This window comes from Nocardia sp. NPDC047038, assembly GCF_040644075.1.
Lineage (GTDB): Bacteria > Actinomycetota > Actinomycetes > Mycobacteriales > Mycobacteriaceae > Nocardia > Nocardia sichangensis.
The window spans coordinates 1-14,375 of the sequence record NZ_JBEYVQ010000005.1 but is presented as its reverse complement, the minus strand read 5'-3'; the positions used below and the strand labels follow the sequence as shown (position 1 = coordinate 14,375).

At 69.0% G+C, this 14,375-nt stretch carries 14 protein-coding genes and 1 pseudogene; 10 read left to right on the top strand and 5 right to left on the bottom strand.

Annotation, left to right across the window (positions count from 1 at the left end):
- The first annotated feature begins 33 nt into the window (after positions 1 to 33).
- From ABZ824_RS19570 to ABZ824_RS19540, 7 genes are all read left to right on the top strand, one after another.
- Positions 34 to 1,206: a 5-(carboxyamino)imidazole ribonucleotide synthase gene (locus tag ABZ824_RS19570; protein WP_355073771.1), complete on the top strand. Its 1,173-nt coding sequence runs from the start codon at positions 34 to 36 to the stop codon at positions 1,204 to 1,206.
- Positions 1,199 to 1,714 carry a 5-(carboxyamino)imidazole ribonucleotide mutase gene (gene purE, locus ABZ824_RS19565; protein ID WP_195045335.1) on the top strand — a complete coding sequence of 172 codons (516 nt, stop codon included), beginning with the start codon at positions 1,199 to 1,201 and terminating at the stop codon, positions 1,712 to 1,714. Before ABZ824_RS19570 ends, purE begins: the two co-directional genes overlap by 8 nt.
- A gap of 287 nt (positions 1,715 to 2,001) precedes the next feature.
- Positions 2,002 to 3,201 (top strand): FAD-dependent oxidoreductase, encoded by a 1,200-nt coding sequence (locus ABZ824_RS19560; RefSeq protein ID WP_356964597.1) that lies wholly within the window; start codon positions 2,002 to 2,004, stop codon positions 3,199 to 3,201.
- 190 nt (positions 3,202 to 3,391) lie between these two features.
- On the top strand, positions 3,392 to 4,345 hold the full coding sequence (locus ABZ824_RS19555; protein WP_356964596.1) for an RNA polymerase sigma-70 factor: 954 nt from the start codon (positions 3,392 to 3,394) through the stop codon (positions 4,343 to 4,345).
- Between the two features lie 29 nt (positions 4,346 to 4,374).
- A complete protein-coding gene (locus ABZ824_RS19550; RefSeq protein ID WP_356964594.1) occupies positions 4,375 to 5,418 on the top strand; it encodes a hypothetical protein in 1,044 nt (347 codons plus the stop codon).
- A gap of 310 nt (positions 5,419 to 5,728) precedes the next feature.
- The gene (locus ABZ824_RS19545) at positions 5,729 to 6,415 is read left to right on the top strand and encodes a TetR family transcriptional regulator (RefSeq protein WP_355073571.1); all 687 of its coding nucleotides are present in this window, start codon (positions 5,729 to 5,731) and stop codon (positions 6,413 to 6,415) included.
- Positions 6,416 to 6,581: 166 nt separating this feature from the next.
- Entirely contained in the window at positions 6,582 to 7,739 is a 1,158-nt protein-coding gene (locus ABZ824_RS19540; RefSeq protein WP_355073573.1) for an acyl-CoA dehydrogenase, read from the top strand.
- 341 nt (positions 7,740 to 8,080) lie between these two features.
- Here the strand turns inward: ABZ824_RS19540 and ABZ824_RS19535 are convergent, their stop codons facing one another.
- Entirely contained in the window at positions 8,081 to 8,365 is a 285-nt protein-coding gene (locus ABZ824_RS19535) for a GNAT family N-acetyltransferase (RefSeq protein WP_356964592.1), read from the bottom strand.
- Between the two features lie 46 nt (positions 8,366 to 8,411).
- Positions 8,412 to 9,770: an FAD-linked oxidase C-terminal domain-containing protein gene (locus ABZ824_RS19530; protein ID WP_356964591.1), complete on the bottom strand. Its 1,359-nt coding sequence runs from the start codon at positions 9,768 to 9,770 to the stop codon at positions 8,412 to 8,414.
- 223 nt (positions 9,771 to 9,993) lie between these two features.
- Here ABZ824_RS19530 and ABZ824_RS19525 point away from each other — a divergent pair, with 223 nt between their 5' ends.
- Entirely contained in the window at positions 9,994 to 10,323 is a 330-nt protein-coding gene (locus tag ABZ824_RS19525; protein ID WP_356964590.1) for a hypothetical protein, read from the top strand.
- 60 nt (positions 10,324 to 10,383) lie between these two features.
- Entirely contained in the window at positions 10,384 to 10,893 is a 510-nt protein-coding gene (locus ABZ824_RS19520) for a GtrA family protein (RefSeq protein ID WP_356964588.1), read from the top strand.
- A 665-nt stretch (positions 10,894 to 11,558) separates the two neighbouring features.
- Here the strand turns inward: ABZ824_RS19520 and ABZ824_RS19515 are convergent.
- The 3 genes from ABZ824_RS19515 to ABZ824_RS19505 are packed head-to-tail and all read right to left on the bottom strand — an operon-like array spanning position 11,559 to position 13,514.
- On the bottom strand, positions 11,559 to 12,212 hold the full coding sequence (locus ABZ824_RS19515) for a Type 1 glutamine amidotransferase-like domain-containing protein (protein WP_356964586.1): 654 nt from the start codon (positions 12,210 to 12,212) through the stop codon (positions 11,559 to 11,561).
- 7 nt (positions 12,213 to 12,219) lie between these two features.
- Positions 12,220 to 13,056, bottom strand: coding sequence for a maleylpyruvate isomerase family mycothiol-dependent enzyme (locus ABZ824_RS19510; protein WP_356964585.1), 837 nt, complete (start codon positions 13,054 to 13,056; stop codon positions 12,220 to 12,222).
- Complete coding sequence (locus ABZ824_RS19505; protein ID WP_355073595.1) at positions 13,053 to 13,514, bottom strand: HIT family protein; 462 nt, start codon at positions 13,512 to 13,514, stop codon at positions 13,053 to 13,055. Before ABZ824_RS19505 ends, ABZ824_RS19510 begins: the two co-directional genes overlap by 4 nt.
- Positions 13,515 to 13,920: 406 nt before the next feature.
- Between ABZ824_RS19505 and ABZ824_RS19500 the strand changes: the two are divergent.
- Positions 13,921 to 14,375: pseudogene (locus ABZ824_RS19500) on the top strand (NAD(P)(+) transhydrogenase (Re/Si-specific) subunit alpha); the annotation flags it as partial.

Genomic DNA, 14,375 nt, shown 5'->3' with positions numbered 1-14,375 from the left:
GACGTGAGCGCACGTTCCTTCGATCCTTCGGCCATGCCCACCGTCACCATGATCGGCGGCGGCCAGTTGGCGCGCATGACCCACCAGGCGGCGATCGCGCTGGGCCAGCGGCTGCGCGTGCTCGCCGAGAACCCCGAGGACCCGGCCGCCCAGGTCAGCCCCGAGGTGGTGCTCGGCAGCCATACCGACCTGACCGCACTGCGCAAAGCGGCGGTCGGCTCGCACGCGCTGACCTTCGACCACGAGCACGTGCCGACCGAGCACCTGGAGGCGCTGGTCGCCGAGGGCGTCAACGTGCAGCCGCCGCCGCGGGCGCTGGTCTACGCGCAGGACAAGTTGGCGATGCGCACCAAGCTGAGCGCGCTGGGGCTGCCCGTGCCCGCGTTCACGCCGGTGACCTCGGTCGAGGACGCGGTGCGCTTCGGCGACGAGCACGGCTGGCGGATCGTGCTGAAAGCGGTACGCGGCGGCTACGACGGGCGCGGCGTCTGGATGCCGGAGTCCGCCGACGCGGCCGCGGCGATCGTCGCCGACCAGCTCGCTCGCGGCGTCCAGCTGCTGGCGGAGGCGAAGATCGACCTGAAACGGGAGCTGTCGGCGATGGTGGCCCGTTCGCCGTTCGGGCAGGCGGCGACCTGGCCGGTAGTGGAGACGGTGCAGCGGAAGGGACAGTGCGCGGTCGTCATCGCGCCCGCGCCCGAGTTGCCGGAGGACACGGCGGCCGCGGCGGAGACGATGGCGCTGAATCTCGCCAAGGAACTCGGCGTCGTCGGCGTCATGGCGGTGGAGCTGTTCGAGACCACCGACGGCGAGCTGCTGGTGAACGAGCTGGCCATGCGCCCGCACAACTCCGGGCACTGGGGCATGGACGGCGCCCGCACCGGGCAGTTCGAGCAGCATTTGCGCGCCGTGCTCGACTACCCGCTCGGCGACACCGCGCCGCTGGCTCCGGTGACCGTGATGGCGAACATTCTCGGCGCGCCACAGGCCCCGGCGATGTCGATGGACGAGCGGCTGCACCACCTGTTCGCCAGGATCCCTGAGGCGAAGGTGCACCTGTACGGAAAGGGCGAGCGTCCCGACCGCAAGATCGGGCACGTCAACATCCTCGGCGACGACGTGGCCGAGGTCAGGGAGAAGGCCGAGCGGGCGGCGCACTGGATGTCGCACGCGATTTGGACCGACGGATGGGATCCGCATGAGTGAGGAACTGGCCATCGCCCCCGCGGTCGGCCTGATCATGGGCAGCGACTCGGACTGGCCGACGATGGAGGCCGCCGCGGAGGCGCTGGCCGAATTCGGGATCCGTTTCGAGGTGGGCGTCGTCTCGGCGCACCGCACGCCGCAGCGCATGCTCGACTACGCGCGTTCCGCGGCGGGGCGCGGGTTGAAGGTCATCATCGCCGGCGCGGGCGGCGCTGCCCACCTGCCCGGCATGGTCGCCTCGGCCACTCCGCTGCCGGTGATCGGCGTGCCGGTGCCGCTCAAATACCTCGACGGCATGGACTCGCTGCTGTCCATCGTCCAGATGCCCGCCGGCGTGCCGGTCGCCACCGTCTCCATCGGCGGCGCCCGCAACGCGGGCCTGCTCGCCGCCCGCATCCTCGCCGCCCACGACCCGTCCCTGCGCACCCGCATGGAACAGTTCCAAGCCGGGCTCGAGCAGATGGTGCTGGAAAAGGACGACGCGCTGCGCACCAAACTTCTGGGCTGAGCGACGCACGGTCAGCGGTCGCGCGCGCCCCACTCGTGACCGCTTCCACGAATCCGGCGTTCTCCAAAGCGTTCACCACGTCTCCAGCGGTTTCCGCTGGGTTGGTACGTGAGTCGGCGATTTGCTGAATGCACGCCCAGACCACGCGGTCGATCTGGGACAAGTACTCCGGAGCTGGCTGCGATGCACCCCGACGTGACTCGAATAGTGATCTACGTCACATGGTGTCAGGAATGTTCGGGGCTGCGGTGTCTTGTTTTCGAGCCTCTCGGAGCGAAGGAGACACCATGAGCAAGAAGATCGACGTGGTCGTGATCGGTGGCGGGTACGCCGGTGTGATGGCGGCTAACCGGCTGACGCAGCGCGATGACGTCGCGGTGACCGTGATCAATCCGCGCTCGGCGTTCGTTCCGCGGCTGCGTCTGCATCAGTTGGTGGGCGGGACGCACGATGCGGTCGTCGACTACACCGAAGTGCTGGCCGAGGGGGTCCGGCTGGTGGTCGACAGCGTGACACGGATCGACGCGGCCGGGCGCAGCGTGACGTTGGCCGAGGGGCGCACGGTCGGCTATGACTACCTGGTCTACGCGGTGGGTAGCGGCAGCGCGGGCTCGCGGGTGCCGGGCGTGGACGAGTTCGCTTATCCGATTGCCACTTTGGAGGCGGCGCAGCGGTTGCGGTCGGTGCTTTACGACACGCCGATGACGGCGGCGGTAACGGTCGTCGGGGGTGGTCCGACGGGCATCGAGACCGCTGCGGAGCTGGCGGAGCGGGGTCGCGCGGTCACGTTGGTGTGCGGCGGCGTGGTCGGCCCTTACCTGCACCCGAGGGCCAGGCGGACTGCCCGCAAGTACCTCGCCAAGTTGGGGATCACCGTGCTCGAAGGCCCTGATGCGGCGGTCACGGCGGTGACGCGGGATGCCGTGGAACTCGGTGACGGCCGCACATTGGCGAGTCGGGTGACCATCTGGGCCACCGGGTTCGGTGTGCCGGATCTGGCCGTCACCAGCGGACTGAGCACCGACGCTACGGGACGGCTGCGCACCGATGAGACGTTGACCAGCGTCGACGACGAGCGCATCGTCGCGGCCGGGGATTCGGCGGCGCCGTCCGATCTGCCGTTCCGGATGAGCGCCTATGCCGCGGGGTGCCTGGGCGCCCATGCCGCCGACACGGTGCTGAACCGGATCGCGGGTGAGAGGCCTGCGCCGATCGACCTGTCTTTCCCCGCGATGTGCATCAGTTTCGGCCGGGGCGCGGGAATCTTCCAGCTCGGCCACAAGGACGACACCGCGATGCCGCTCTACTTCAGCGGACTCGCGGGCAAGAAGTTGAAGGAGTTCTCCTGCGCCGCCAGTGTCGAGCACCTGGTGAACGAAGCGCGCAAGCCCGGCTCGCATCACTGGCCCAAGGACGGCAAGCACCGGCCCCAGCTGCTGCGGGAGCAGCGCGGCGGCGCGCCGGTCGCCGCCGAACCGGCTGTGTAGCAGCGCCGGCGGTCTCCGGTCGACTACTTCGCCCGCACGGGGTGTGGCAGCGCTGTTCTTGCCGTCGCCGCCGCACCCGCCCGGCCGTCGGCGCATCGCCGGATGCGAGCGCATCGTCCGGTGTGCGCCGGACTGGGCATCGACGATCCAGCGAGTCGGGTCGAACGTCTGAGCAACAGAAGAGGACCTCATGGAAGCAGCCAGTGGAGCCGATGAGAAACGCGACCAGAAGGCAGAAGGCCGGGACGGCGGCGACCACACCGCCGCGGCGGCGACCGAGACGTTCCTCGCCCACCGCAACCTGCTGTTCACCGTCGCCTACGAAATGCTGGGATCGGTGGCCGACGCCGACGACGTCTTGCAGGAGACCTGGTTGCGCTGGGTCGGCGTCGACGCGGCGCACGTCACCGAGCCGCGCGCCTACCTGGTCCGGATCACCACCCGGCAAGCGCTCAACCGGCTGCGCTCGGTGAAGCGCCGCAGGGAGGCATACGTGGGCTCCTGGCTGCCGGAGCCGCTGCTCACCACACCGGATGTGGCCGCCGACGTCGAACTCGCCGAAAGCGTGTCGATGGCGCTGATGCTCGTGCTCGAGACATTGACCCCGACCGAACGGGCGGTGTTCGTGCTGCGCGAAGCTTTCGGGTTCGGCTACGACGAGATCGCGGCCGCGGTCGACAAGACGCCCGCCGCCGTCCATCAGATCGCCCACCGCGCCCGTCGCCACGTGGAAGCTCGCCGTCCACGCCGCTCGGTCACGGCGCGCCAGGCCGAGGCGGCTGCCGAGGCGTTCCGGCGCGCGCTCGAGACTCGCGACGTGCAAGGACTGCTCGCCGTGCTCGCCCCCGACGTCGTCGTCATCAGCGACGGCGGAGGTATCAAACACGCCACGCCACGGCCGGTCTTCGGCGCCGAAAAGGTGGCGCGCTTCATCGTCGGCGGCCTCACCAAGCACGATGTCGCGCTCACCGTCGAATCGACCACGGTCAACGGCAGCCCCGCACTGGCTCTGCGCATGGACGGGGAACTGGACGGCGTCCTCGCGATGCGCGTCGAGGACACCCGGATCACCGGCCTCTACTACGTGCGCAACCCGCAGAAACTGACCCACGTCGATTCGCAGACCCCGCTCACCCTGCGATGAACACCGACCCCACCGTTCGAGGAGTAGACATGACCACGCTGGTACCGCTCGCCGACACTTTCCCGTCGCGATGGCCGACGGTGGCCGGAGCGGTTGCCCTGCTCACGGCGATCGTCAGCGTGCTGCTCGTCGCCTTCGCCTGGCCGTCGGCGCGGTCGTCGGTACACGATGTGCCGATCGCCGTCGCCGGTCCGGCCACCGCGGTCGCTCAGGTCCGCACGGCACTCGAGCAACGGCTGCCGGGCGGCTTCGAGATCACCGAGGTCCCCGACACCGCGGCCGCGGAAACGCTGATTCGCGACCGGCGGGTGTACGGGGCGATCGACCTCGGCTCCGGTGCTCCCGAGGTCATCGTCGCCTCCGCCGCGAGCACCGCGGTCGCCCAGACCTTGCAGGGCATCGCGAGCGGCCTCGCGCAGGAGGGCAAGCCCGGCACGGCGGCCCGCGACCTCGCCGCCCTGCCCGCCGACGACCCGCGCGGCGCTGGCTTGTCGGCAGGCGCCCTGCCCCTGGTCATGGGCGGTCTGCTGGCCGCGGTCCTGCTGACCCGGCTCGTGCGCGGCACCGCCCGTCGGCTCACCGGAGCGCTCGCCTTCGCGGTCACCGGCGGCCTGGCCGTCGCCGCGATCCTGCAGTTCTGGCTCGGCTCGCTCAGCGGCTCCTACCTCGCCAACTCCGGCGCCGTCGCTTTGTCCATCGCGGCCACCGCTGCGGCCGTCCTGGGGCTGGAGGCGCTGCTCGGATACGCCGGGATCGGAATCGGCGCCGTGCTCATGATGCTCATCGGTAACCCGCTCTCGGGTACCGCGACCGCACCCGAAATGCTGCCCGGCTGGTCGGGCGCGCTCGGCCAGCTGCTGCCGCCCGGTGCCGGTGGCCGGTTGCTGCGATCCACTGCCTTCTTCGACGGTCGAGGGGCCACCCACGCCGTCCTCGTCCTGCTGGCCTGGCTCGCGCTCGGCGTCACGCTGTGCCTGGTCAGCGGGCTGCGCGCACGCCGTGCCGCCACCGGCGCGGCGGGACTTCGGGGTACCGCAACACCGGCCGACATGTCGGCGACCCTCGGCAGCTGACCGGACGAAGGGGCATACCTCTGCACGCTGATCGGGCTGTGCGCGGACGAACAGGGTGTTCGCACCTAAGCAGGGGCAGCCCGACGACGCGCGATCGGCCGGGAATCCAGCACGGCACGGTTGCGGCAACGCGCGTCGCACGCCCTGGTCACCGCGACGATCGCGGCACCGCCGGTTGGGAGCACGGTCGGTCTCGCCGAGCCGCGGCAACTGCGGTCGAGCCCCGTCGACCTGGTGATACGGCGGCGGACCGCGAAAGCTTCCGGTGTCGGGGACTCGCGCTCTCGGCCGCTGACTACGGTGTGAGGTCGTGACTACAGGGGATATCGCTCGAACGCGGGGAGGCGACGACACCGCGCATTTTCGGCTCACGGTGGTGGATCAGGCGCTGCGGTTGTTCGCCGAGAAAGGGTATGAGGCGACAACCGTCGACGAGATCGCGGAGGCGGCGGGCATCTCCCGGCGCACGTTCTTCCGGCAGTTCCGGTCGAAAGAGGACGTGATCTTCGCCGACCACGAGTCCCAGCTGGCGCAAGCGGAGGAGTTTCTGGCCGCGTCGCGAGAGGACCCCTGGGAGGCGGTGTGCTCGGCGGTGGTGCAGGTGTTCGAGCGGTTCACGCAGTGGCGGGAGATCGCGGCCCGGCGTTACCAGGTGGTCCGGCGGGTGCCCGCGCTGCGGGAGCGCGAGATCGTCACGGTGTTCCGCTATGAACGGTTGTTCACCGACTACCTGCGTGAGCGGCTGCCCGACGTTCCCGATCTGGCCCGGGTGCAGTTCACCGCCGCGGTGACGGCGACGCACAACTACCTGCTGCGCCGCATGGTGCGCGGCGAGTCGGACGCGGGCGCCGCGGACCTGCGGATGGAACTGGCCGCCATCCCGCGCGGCGCCGGGCGTACCGCGAGCGCGGACGAGCTGGTCGTGGCGGTGTTTCCCCGTGACGTCGCGCCGAAGCAGATCGCGGACCTGCTGGTCCGCAAGCTCGGCAACCTGTGAATCCGGATCGAAGTGCGACCTATCTGACACTGAGTGCCACGTCATCTCCCCACGTAAGCCGCATCCATATGGGTATACTCGACTCATAGATGGCACTGAGTGCCGAGATGCTGCTTTTGTTCGACGGAAGCGGCGCCGACCACCGACGATCAGGAGTGAAGGCCCCATGGCGGGAAACCCCGATTTCGACCTGTTCAAGCTCGAGGACTTCCACGACGAACTACGCGAAGCGATCCGCGCCCTCGCGGAGAAGGAGATCGCCCCGCACGCGAAGGACGTCGACGGCAACTCCCGCTTCCCGGAGGAGGCGCTGACCGCGCTCAACGCCTCCGGCTTCAACGCCGTGCACGTGCCAGAGGCCTACGGCGGCCAGGGCGCCGACTCGGTGGCCACCTGCATCGTGATCGAGGAGGTCGCGCGCGTCTGCGGTTCGTCCTCGCTGATCCCCGCCGTCAACAAGCTCGGCACCATGGGCCTGATCCTGAACGGCTCCGAGGAGCTGAAGCAGAAGGTGCTGCCGGACATCGTCAACGGCGAGATGGCCTCCTACGCGCTGTCCGAGCGCGAGGCGGGCTCCGACGCGGCAGGTATGCGCACCCGGGCCAAGCAGGAGGGTGACGACTGGATCATCAACGGCTCCAAGTGCTGGATCACCAACGGCGGCAAGTCCTCCTGGTACACCGTGATGGCGGTGACCGACGCGGACAAGGGCGCCAACGGCATCTCGGCCTTCCTGGTGCACAAGGACGACGAGGGCTTCGTGGTCGGCCCGCTGGAGCACAAGCTCGGTATCAAGGGCTCGCCCACCGCCGAGCTGTACTTCGAGAACTGCCGGGTGCCGGGTGACCGCATCGTCGGCGAGCCGGGCACCGGCTTCAAGACCGCGCTGCAGACCCTCGACCACACTCGCCCCACCATCGGCGCGCAGGCCGTCGGCCTGGCCCAGGGCGCGCTGGACGCGGCCATCGCCTACACCAAGGACCGTAAGCAGTTCGGCAAGTCGATCGCCGACTTCCAGAACACCCAGTTCATGCTCGCCGACATGGCGATGAAGATCGAGGCCGCCCGCCTCATGGTGTACACCTCGGCCGCCCGCGCCGAGCGCGGCGAGAAGAACCTCGGCTTCATCTCCGCCGCCGCCAAGTGCTTCGCCTCCGACGTCGCCATGGAAGTCACCACCAACGCCGTCCAGCTGTTCGGCGGCGCCGGCTACACCACCGACTTCCCGGTGGAGCGGATGATGCGCGACGCCAAGATCACCCAGATCTACGAGGGCACCAACCAGATCCAGCGCCTGGTGATGAGCCGCGCCCTGCTCAAGTGAGGTTGTTGTAGATCGCCGGAAGTTCGGGCGCGCCTGACAACGCATCTCAGGCCGTCTCCAGGCCGTCGAGGAGCACAGGCCGCCCGAACATTCCGTCGATCGCATTCCGCGCCCGCTCGTAGCTCGACGGCACGAGATGGGGGTGTAGGTGCGCAACCTGAAACCCGAATCGCCGGGACGTGCGGGTGCCTGCGCTTCGTCAGTGCCCGAAGTCGGCCCGACCCCAGGCGTACCCGAACGTTCCCGCTCTCCTGATGAGACGCGGCCACGAGTGGCACATGGCTGTGGCAAAACGCGAGTAGATCTCTCGGTGGTGTGCCACTCGCGGGCGTATCTCGCGCCTACTTCACCAAGTCGGCGTATTCGCTGTGTTGGGTGATGTACTGCTCCACGTACCAGCAGGTGGGGATGACCGAGAAACCCGCTGTGCGGGAGTCGTTGAGGGCGTATTCGACGACTTGGGCGGCTACGCCTCGGCCTCGGAATTCGGGGAAGGTCAGGGTGTGGTGGAAGTCGCGGACCTTGGGGTTTTCGCGTTCGGCGTAGTCGGCGTACCCGGCTAGGGTGTCGTCGATGTAGATCTCGAAACGGGTATCGGCGACGTTGTGTTCGAGCCTGGTCGTCATGTCGGGGTAGAACTCCTTGTGCGTGGGGAATGTTCCGTCGCGGTGGTTACAGGATCGTGCCGGGGTTGAGGATGCCGTCGGGGTCGAGGGCGTCCTTGATGCGGCGGGTCAGGGCCATGACGTCGGGGCCGAGTTGGTCGGGCAGCCATGCCTTCTTCAATCGTCCGACGCCGTGTTCACCGGTGATGGTGCCGCCGAGGGCGATGGCGAGGTCCATGATCTCGCCGAAGGCGCGGTTCGCTCGCGCGGTGTGGTCGGCGTCGGTGGGGTCGTGCACGATCAGCGGGTGGGTGTTGCCGTCGCCCGCGTGCGCGATCACCGACACTGTGACCTCGTTGCGCTCGGCGATTTCGGCGACGCCGCTCACCAAGTCGCCGAGCCGGGGCAGCGGAACGCCGACGTCCTCGAGCAGCAGCGGCCCGAGCTTCTCCACGGCCGGGATCGCCAGACGTCGGGCGGCCGTGAACGCTTCACCTTCGGCCGGGTCCTCGGTGTGGAAAACCTCTGTCGCTCCTGCTTTCTCGCAGGCCGCCGCCATGATCTCGGCCTCGCGGTGGGCAAATTCGCCGGGGGCGTCGGAGCGCGCGACCAGCAGCGCGGCCGCCTTCCGGTCCAACCCCATCCGCAGCTCGTCCTCCACGGCGTTGATCGACACCGAGTCCATGAACTCGAGCATCGACGGGCGCAGTTCGCCGGTGATGGTCAGGATGGCCTCGGTGGCGGCGGTGAGCGTGGCGAAACTGGCGACGACCGTGCTCTGCGGCGGTTGGGCGGGCAGCAGCCGAAGGGTCAGCTCGGTGATCACGCCCAGCGTGCCCTCGCTGCCGACGAACAGCTTGGTCAGCGACAGCCCGGCCGAGTCCTTCAAACGCGGACCGCCGAGCCGCACGACGGTGCCGTCGGCGAGCACGACCTGCATGCCGAGCACGTAGTCGGTGGTGACGCCGTACTTCACACAGCACAGGCCACCCGCGTTGGTCGCGGCGTTGCCGCCGATCGAGCAGATCTCGAACGACGACGGGTCCGGCGGGTACCACAGCCCGTGCTCCGCGACCGCGCGCTTGACCTCGGCGTTCAGCAGGCCGGGCTGCACCACGGCGGTCCGGGTCACCGGGTCGACGGAGATTTCCCGCATCCGCTCGGTGGTCAGCACGATCGCTCCGTCGACGGCCGTCGCGCCGCCGGACAACCCGGACCCGGCACCGCGAGGAATCACCGGGACGCGATGCGCGCTGGCCCACCGCAGCGTCGCGGCCACGTCGTCGGTGCTGGTGGCACGCACCACGGCCAGGGCGGTGCCCGCGCCGGGATCGCGCGCCCAGTCCTGGCGGTAGCTCGCCAGCAGGTCGGCGTCGGTGAGCACCGCGCCGTCGGGGAGGGCGGCGATCAAGTCATGCAGGTCCACCACCTCACGCTAGCTCCCCGTGCCCGATATTTGCTGATCGGTCGACCGTGCGTGTGTGGCGAACGGAAGGCCTGGAATGTGATGTCAGCCGCCACAGTGGTATTACCGCCTACGGGAGACCAGAATGCCGACAGGGGCTTGACTGTTCGGGGCATCGAGTTCTCCTGGCCGCCACGTCGTGGCGCCGGCAGTCCATGCGGTTCGCCGCGGAGCACTTGGAGGGATGGAACGGATGCAGGGCGAGCAACCGAGTCGCCGGGAACTGGTCGCCGCGATGTTCTCCAGCGAGTTCGTCGAGGACGGTATAGACCCCGACGTGCTGCGCCGGGTGCACGCGGGCGAGCACGAGGAATGGCTGACCGCGCTGGACCGCTCCGGTGTCTTCGACAAGGAGACCCGCGCCGAGCTGGCCGACCTCTGGCGGCGCGAGCCCCGCGAGTTGCTGGAGGCGCTGCTGGCGGACGCGGACGATGTCGCGCGACGGCGATGCCTGGCGGCATGGGCGAGCCTGGACCACGCCGCGGACGACCCGGGCCAGGCGCAGATCGGCTGAGCCACCCCGCGGTCGCCGCCCGCTCATCTGCCGGACATCTGCCGCTGGCACGCTGGTCGCGTGCACGAGCTGTCCGAGACCGCCGACACCATCGCCGACCGGTTCACCCGCTGGTGCGAGTCGGTCGTGCACCGGATGCCGTTCGGGCTGAACCGTCTCGTCCCGCCGACCTTCCTCGGCTTCGCGCTGATCAACAGCGGCACCTTCGCCGCCGACTTGGCGCTGCTCACCGTCCTGCACGGCTGGTTCGAACTGCCGGTGTGGTCGTCGGTGACGGTGGCATACGTGTGCGCGTTCGGGCTCAGCTTCGTGCTCAACCGCACGTTCAACTTCCATTCCCACGCGCCGGTCGGCAGGCAGGCCGCGGTGTACGTCGTGGTGGTGGTGGTCAACTACCTCGCGTTCATCCTGGGCATCGGCAGCGGGCTCACCGCGCTCGGCGTGGAGTACCACGTGGCCCGGTTGCTGGCGGGCGCGTGCGAGGCCGTCTACATGTACAGCGCCATGCGCTGGGTGGTCTTCCGCCGCGCGGTCGAGCCGGAACCGGAGCTGGCTCCCGACGCGATGTGAGGTGTCGGCGGTGGAGATGTGCTGCGGACACTTGTATCGCTCCATGAGGCCGCGACCCGGCTGAGTGGCCGCCGGTCTGCACGACTCGCCCTGAATCGACGGACATCGATCGCCGTCGGCTGTCGGACAACGGTTGTGCATCCCATGGGTTGCCACCGCTACCGGTCGCCCGGGGGTCCGTGCGACGACTATGGCCGCTCGGCTGTCGGACGACGGCTGTGGGTTATCCCAGCCACCGCTGGCGGTCGCCCGGGGTCTGTGTGACGACTATGGCCGCTCGGCTGTCGGGCAACGGCTGTGGGTTATTTCAGCCACCGCTGGCGGTCGCCCGGGGTCTGTGTGACGACGAATGCCGCTCGGCTGTCGGACGACGGCTGTGGGTTATTTCAGCCACCGCTGGCGGTCGCCCGGGGTCTGTGTGACGACGATGGCCGCTCGGCTGTCGGACGACGGCTGTGGGTTATTTCAGCCACCGCTGGCGGTCGCCCGGGGTCCGTGCGACGACGATCGCCGAGCCGTCTTCATGTAGGGAACCGGCGTTGGCGCCTGACGTTACGGGCGATCTCAGCGCCGCGAATGTGGCACTCGACCCCGATCTCGACCCTCGGCCGCCTGCAAGGAGAGCATGTTTATCGCGGTGGCGGACAGCGATCCCGAACTAAAGATCACGACGCCACCGGACTGATCAGCACTTCGGTGCGCGCCCCGTCGACGACGATCACGTCGTCGTCGGTCAGCGCCCAGTGCGCGACGCCTTCGGCGCGGTAGCGAGCCGCGAGTCGAGTGCAGTCGCCTTCGGGGTCGGTGGCCGAATCGATGTGCGGCACGATCCTGTGGTTCACCAAACCCAGTCCGTCCCATTGCGGTTCGACGCCGCAGGCCGGAGCGACCTCGGCCGGATCGTCCACCGCATCCAGGCCGTGCAGGTCCGGGGTCAGCACGCAGGCCCCGGCGCTGTAACCGGCGTAGACGAGCGCGTCGGCGGCGAGTAGCCGGGGCAGAACGTGATCCGCGCCGCTGCGGGCGAACTGCGCGCGCAACACGAACGTGTTTCCGCCGCGCACCCACACGAGCGGGAACTCCGCCAGCTTCCGTTCCAGCTCGGCTTCCCGGCCGACGTACTCGCGCAGGTCGAGCACCTCGGGCTGGTAGCCGAGTTTGCGCAGCGGCGCCAGGTCGCTGGTCACCGCACCCGCCCACGCCTGCGGCCAGGCGTCGCAGGCATTGGGGATCAGCGCGACCCGGCCGGGCGGCCCCGCGAGCGTGACGAGCCGGTCGTAGTGCGCGCCGAACCGGTAGCTGGACAGGAACAGTCGCACCGGCGGCTCAGATGGTGAAGGCCAGGTGGCGGACGAGGCGCTGCCCGAGTTCGTCGTCGCCCTCGACGGTGATCTCGCTCGAGTGCTCCTCGGCGCTGGTCCGACCGCCGCCGAGACGCACGAAAAGCCGAGAGTCCAAGCCGACCTCGACGGTGGCGGGTCCGTCGAACGCGTCCACGTAGTTCGCCCGGCCCGCCACCTGAATACGCAGGGTTCTGGCCAGCGGACCGGTCAGCGCGAAGGCGATCCGCGCGCCCTCCGGCGCTTCGCCCTTCTTCGCCACCACGCGCGGAATGCCGGCCGCGAACTCGTCGAAGGCCAATTCGCCGCGGGGACCGCCTTCCTCGACCCGCACCCCGAGCGCGTCGGCGATGTCGAGTTCGTGCATCCAGCAGTCGAACAACCGCACCCGCATGAACCTGCCGTAGGTCACCTGCCCGATCGGCGTGACCGTCTCCTTCTCCCATTCGGCGTCGCCCATGGCCGCGAGCGCCGCGCGCCTGCGGTCGATGACGTCGCGATAGAACGCGAGCAGGCGGGCCCCGGACAGCGGGCGCAGCCGGTCGACCCAGATCTCGTTGAGCACCGCGGTCTCGTTGCGCACGTAGGGCAGCGTGCGCACGTCGGTCTTGGCCTTGGTCGGATCGTGCGCGGGCGGCCGGTCACCCAGCAGGAAGGATTCGGTGCCGATGATGTGGGCGACGACGTCGAACACGCTCCAGCCCGGCAGCGACGACGGGGTGCGCCAGCGATCCTCGTCCAGCGGAGCGACCAGCGCGTCGATCGCCTCCCACTGCCGTGACAGCAGGTCGATCAGCGTGGCCCGATCGAACGTCTCGGTCATCCCTCGGTTTCCTTTTCCGGGCTTGTGCCCTCATTGTCCAATGCCGCGATCCCTTCCCGGATGGCCGCGGCGGTGGATATCGGATCGTGCGGGCGGCGCAGGAGAAAGCCCTTCGCGAATCGCAGCGTGTCGCCGTGTCTGCGCGGGATCACGTGCAGGTGGACGTGCGGAACGGTCTGGAACGCCGCCGTTCCGTCGTTGAGCACCAGATTGGCGCCGTCGGCGGCGAGGCGGCTGCGCCGGATGGCCAGGGCGAGCCGATGACCGGTCCGGAAGATCTGCGCACCGAGCTCGGCGTCGAGGTCCTCCAACTCGGCGGCGTGCCGCTTCGGTATGACCAGCGTGTGCCCGCGGGCGACCGGCCGGACATCGAGAAACGCGCACAGCGTGTCGTCCTCGTACACTTTCGCCGCCGGTGCCTCGCCTGCCACGATGCGGCAGAAGACGCAGTCGTTCACACGCTGGACCATACGGCGTACGAGCCGAGCGGAACACCCCGGATCGCCGATCGGCATGACGCATGTCACTATGCCGCTGTGGGCCGGGTGTCCCACCAGGTGCCCAACCTCGAGGTTGGTAACGAACTTCTCCGTACGGTCTTGCCGTGTTCACCTGCGGAGACAACGATCACACAGCGAAAAGGAAAAACGGTGGACGCCGCTCGGCGGTCGGCGGCTCCCTCGGTGGCGATCGAGGAACTCCGGCGTCCTAGCGCGATCCGTCCGGCGTGTGTGATGGGCATCTCAGCTAGGCTCACGGCGGGCCAGGTACAGTTGCGAAGATTTGGGCGAACTTACTCATCGGTAACATCGTCCGGTCGTCTGCCCGTTGCCTGAAGCTCAGTAAGAGAAGGAAGTCTGACAAGTGGAGACAACGCAGAGCGTAGGCGATCTGTCGCCGCGCGGCGCGCGTGTCGGTGTCGTTCGCGAATCCAACGCGGGCGAGCGACGTGTCGCTTTGGTGCCGAAAATCATTCCGAGCCTGGTGAAACAGGGTGTGGAAGTTGTCGTCGAGCCCGGGGCCGGGAAAGGCGCGCTGATTCCCGACGAAGCCTATGTGGAGGCGGGTGCGTCGATCGGCGATCCGTGGTCGGCGGATGTGGTGGTGAAGGTCGCCCCGCCCAGTGACGCCGAGGTGGGCAAGCTGTCGTCGGGGCAGACACTGATCGGTTTCCTCGCGCCGCGCAATGCCGAGAATCAGATCGGTGCGCTGAAGTCGGCGGGGGTGCAGGCGTTCGCGGTGGAGGCGATTCCGCGGATCTCGCGTGCGCAGGTGATGGACGCGTTGTCCTCGCAGGCGAATGTGGCGGGTTACAAGGC